At 68.3% G+C, this 3,313-nt stretch carries 3 protein-coding genes and 2 pseudogenes; 1 reads left to right on the top strand and 4 read right to left on the bottom strand.

From position 1 onward, the window contains the following. The 4 genes and pseudogenes from ACEN88_RS27455 to ACEN88_RS27440 form a co-directional block, all read right to left on the bottom strand. Positions 1 to 212, bottom strand: a pseudogene (locus ACEN88_RS27455) (cytochrome c); the annotation flags it as partial. Beyond that, positions 209 to 745: a DUF3341 domain-containing protein gene (locus ACEN88_RS27450; RefSeq protein ID WP_413344756.1), complete on the bottom strand. Its 537-nt coding sequence runs from the start codon at positions 743 to 745 to the stop codon at positions 209 to 211. The pseudogene ACEN88_RS27455 and the gene ACEN88_RS27450, both read right to left, overlap by 4 nt. Continuing rightward, positions 742 to 2,106 carry an NrfD/PsrC family molybdoenzyme membrane anchor subunit gene (gene nrfD, locus ACEN88_RS27445; protein ID WP_413344755.1) on the bottom strand — a complete coding sequence of 455 codons (1,365 nt, stop codon included), beginning with the start codon at positions 2,104 to 2,106 and terminating at the stop codon, positions 742 to 744. Before nrfD ends, ACEN88_RS27450 begins: the two co-directional genes overlap by 4 nt. Next, the gene (locus ACEN88_RS27440) at positions 2,103 to 3,029 is read right to left on the bottom strand and encodes a 4Fe-4S dicluster domain-containing protein (RefSeq protein ID WP_413344753.1); all 927 of its coding nucleotides are present in this window, start codon (positions 3,027 to 3,029) and stop codon (positions 2,103 to 2,105) included. The genes nrfD and ACEN88_RS27440 overlap by 4 nt, the downstream gene beginning before the upstream one ends. On the opposite strand from ACEN88_RS27440, the pseudogene ACEN88_RS27435 reads away from it, so the two are divergent. Beyond that, positions 2,980 to 3,313: pseudogene (locus ACEN88_RS27435) on the top strand (molybdopterin oxidoreductase); the annotation flags it as partial. The gene ACEN88_RS27440 and the pseudogene ACEN88_RS27435 overlap by 50 nt on opposite strands.

Raw genomic sequence — 3,313 nt, 5'->3', positions numbered from 1 at the left:
GTACGGCCGCCCGAACTGTCGGCGAACGCGCCCCGCGCACGCGGTTCCGTGCCGGCGACGGGCGGCCGTACGGACGCGCCGTCCTCGAACAGCGCGCTCGGCGCGTACGTTTTATAGCGCGGCTGGTCGTACATGTCCTGCTTCGCGCCTTCGCAGCCGGCCAATGCGCACAACGACAGCGCAAACAGCAGAAGGAGCGGGATGCGCTTCATGCCGGCACCTCGCGCAGCAGCAGCGGGTGCAGTTCCTCCAGCAGGTCGCGCGCCGGGCCGGGCGCGAACACGGGATCGCGCGCGGGCAGGCACAGGAAGAAGCGGTTGCGGCTCGCCAGTTCGAATTCCTCGACCTCGAACAGCGGATGGTACAGCCGCGGCAACCCGTTCAGCACGAGCATCGCGAGCACGGCCGCCACGGCCGCGCCGAGGATCGTGATCTCGAACGTGGCCGGGATGAACGCGGGCCAGCTGTGCAGCGGCCGGCCGCCGATGTCGATCGGGTAGTCGACGACGGCCGCATACCATTGCAGGAAGTACGTTCCTGCCCCGCCGAGGATCCCGCCCAGCAGCGTGAGCGGCGCGATCCAGCCCTTGTCGGCGCCGACGATGTCGTCCAGCCCTTCGATCGCGAACGGCGAATAGGCCTCCACGCGCGTGTAGCCGTTCGCGCGCGCATGGCGCGCGGCCGCGCACAGGGCGTCCGCGCTGGGGAATTCGGCCAGCAGGCCGTACACGCCCGGTCCGCTCATGCCTCCCCCTTCGCCGATTCGCGTACGAGCTCGCGCATCTCCGCGATCGAGATCAGCGGCAGGAAGCGCACGAACAGCAGGAACAGCCAGACGAACAGCGCGATGGAACCGAACAGCGTGATCCAGTCCCAGCGCGTCGGATAGAACATGCCCCACGCGGACGGCAGGAAGTCGCGGTGCAGCGACGTGACGACGATGAGGAAGCGCTCCATCCACATGCCGCAGTTGATGACGAGGCTCAGCACGAACAGCAGCGCCGCGCTGTGACGTACGCGCCGGAACCAGAACAGCTGCGGCACCAGCACGTTACAGGCCAGCATGGCCAGATACACTGGACCGTACGGCCCTGTGAAACGGTTGACCGTCATGTAGCGCTCGTAGATGTCGCCGCTGTAGAACGACGTGAAGATCTCCGCGAGGTAGCCATAGCTCACGAGCCAGCACGTGGCCAGCAGCACCTTGGCCGCGTTGGCGAGGTGGCGGCCCGTGATGAAATCCTGCAGGCCGAACGCGGCGCGCAGCGGGATCGCGAGCGTCAGCACCATCGCGAAGCCGGAGAACAGCGCGCCGGCGACGAAGTATGGCGGGAAGATCGTCGAGTGGTAGCCGGGCGTGTTCCCGACGGCGAAGTCGAGCGACACGATCGTGTGCACCGACACGACGAGCGGCGTCGCCAGCCCCGCCAGCAGCAAATATGCCCATTCGTAGCGCGCCCAGTGGCGCGCCTCGCCGCGCCAGCCCAGCGCCAGCAGGCCGTACGCGATCTGGCTTTTCCTTTGGCCGCGCTGGCCGGCGCGGTCGCGCAGGGTGGCGAGGTCCGGGATCAGGCCCACGTACCAGAACAGCAGCGACACGGTCAGGTAGGTCGCGATGGCGAAGAAGTCCCAGACCAGGGGGCTGCGCCACTGCGGCCACACGTTCATCACGTTCGGGTAAGGCACGAGCCAGTAGAAGAACCACGGCCGGCCCAGGTGCAGGATCGGGAACAGGCCCGCGATGCCCGCCGCGAACAGCGTCATCGCCTCGGCGAAGCGGTTGATCGACGTCCGCCACTTCTGGCGCAGCAGCAGGAGCACGGCGGAGATGAAGGTACCGGCATGGCCGATCCCGATCCACCACACGAAGTTACCGATGGCGAAGCCCCACGCGACGGGAATGTCGACGCCCCAGATGCCGATGCCCTTCACGAGCAGCCAGGAAACGGCGGCCAGCAGCGCGCACACGCCCGCGGACGCGACGAGGAACGCCGTCCACCAGCGCCAGCCGAACTGGCCGGTAAGGACGATGCCCGCGATCTTGTCCGTGACGCTCGCATAGCCCCAGCCGGGGCGCAGCACGTCGGTGTTCTCCGGGGTACTCATTCCAGCTCCGGATCGGGGTTCAGCACGCGCCTGAGGTAACTCGTGCGCGGGCGCGTGTTGAGTTCTTCCAGCAGGTGGTAATCGAGCGGCGACGCCTTCGCCGCGGCGACGTCGCTGGCGGGGTCGTTCAAGTCGCCGAAGCGGATCGCGCGCGTGGGGCACACGGCCTGGCACGCGGTGACCATCTCGCCGTCGCGGATGCGCCGTCCCGCCTTCTCGGCCTCGATGCGGGCGCGGGTGATCCGCTGCAGGCAGTAGCTGCATTTCTCCATCACGCCGCGCCGGCGCACCGTCACTTCCGGGTTCTGCAGCGCCTTCAGGCTTTCCACTTTCTCGTTGGCGTACTGCAGGAAGTTGAAGCGCCGGACTTTGTACGGGCAGTTGTTGGAGCAGAAGCGCGTGCCGATGCAGCGGTTGTAGACCTGCACGTTGAGGCCTTCGCTGTCGTGCATCGTGGCGCCGACCGGGCACACTTCCTCGCACGGCGCGTGCTCGCAATGCATGCACGGCACGGGCTGGAACAGGGTGCGCGGGCCGGCCACGTAGCGGTCGACGCGGATCCAGTGCATGCTGCGGCCCCGCGCCACTTCCTCCTTGCCGACGACGGGGATGTTGTTCTCGGCCTGGCACGCGATCGTGCACGATGCGCAGCCGATGCACGCATTCAGGTCGATCGCCATGCCCCATTTGTAGTCCTTGTATTCGCGTTCGGGATACATCGACGCCTGCTCCGGCCGCTCGCGCGCCAGTTCGCGCACGTGAACGCGAACTTGAACCGGACTGCGGCCCTGCATGTCGACTTCCTTCTGGCGGACCACGAGATCGTGCGTGCGGCCCGTGCGCTCTACCGTCAGCGCGGGCAGGGAAACGCCGGTGCGCAGCCCGCTGGACCACGGCGCGTCGATCGCCGGCCGCGTCGACACCTTGCTCATGCTGGACGCGAATCCGGCCTACGATGCGCCCGCGGACCTCGATTTCGCCGCGCTGCTGCGGCGGGTGCCGCTCTCCGCCCACCTGGGCCTGTACCGCGACGAGACCGCGCGCGCGGCCGGCTGGCACCTGCCGATGGCGCACTGCTACGAGGCGTGGAGCGATGCTCGCCGTGCCGTCGTGCGCCCGCTGATCGCGCCGCTGTACGGCGGCCGTTCCGCGCACGAGGTCCTCGCGCTGCTGGCCGGCGCGGAGACGAGAAACGGCCACGCGCTCG

It is taken from the genome of Massilia sp. CT11-108 (assembly GCF_047302915.1).
Lineage (GTDB): Bacteria > Pseudomonadota > Gammaproteobacteria > Burkholderiales > Burkholderiaceae_D > Telluria > Telluria orientalis.
Note: the sequence above shows the minus strand (reverse complement) of the source record. Positions and strands in the feature narration are given on the sequence as shown.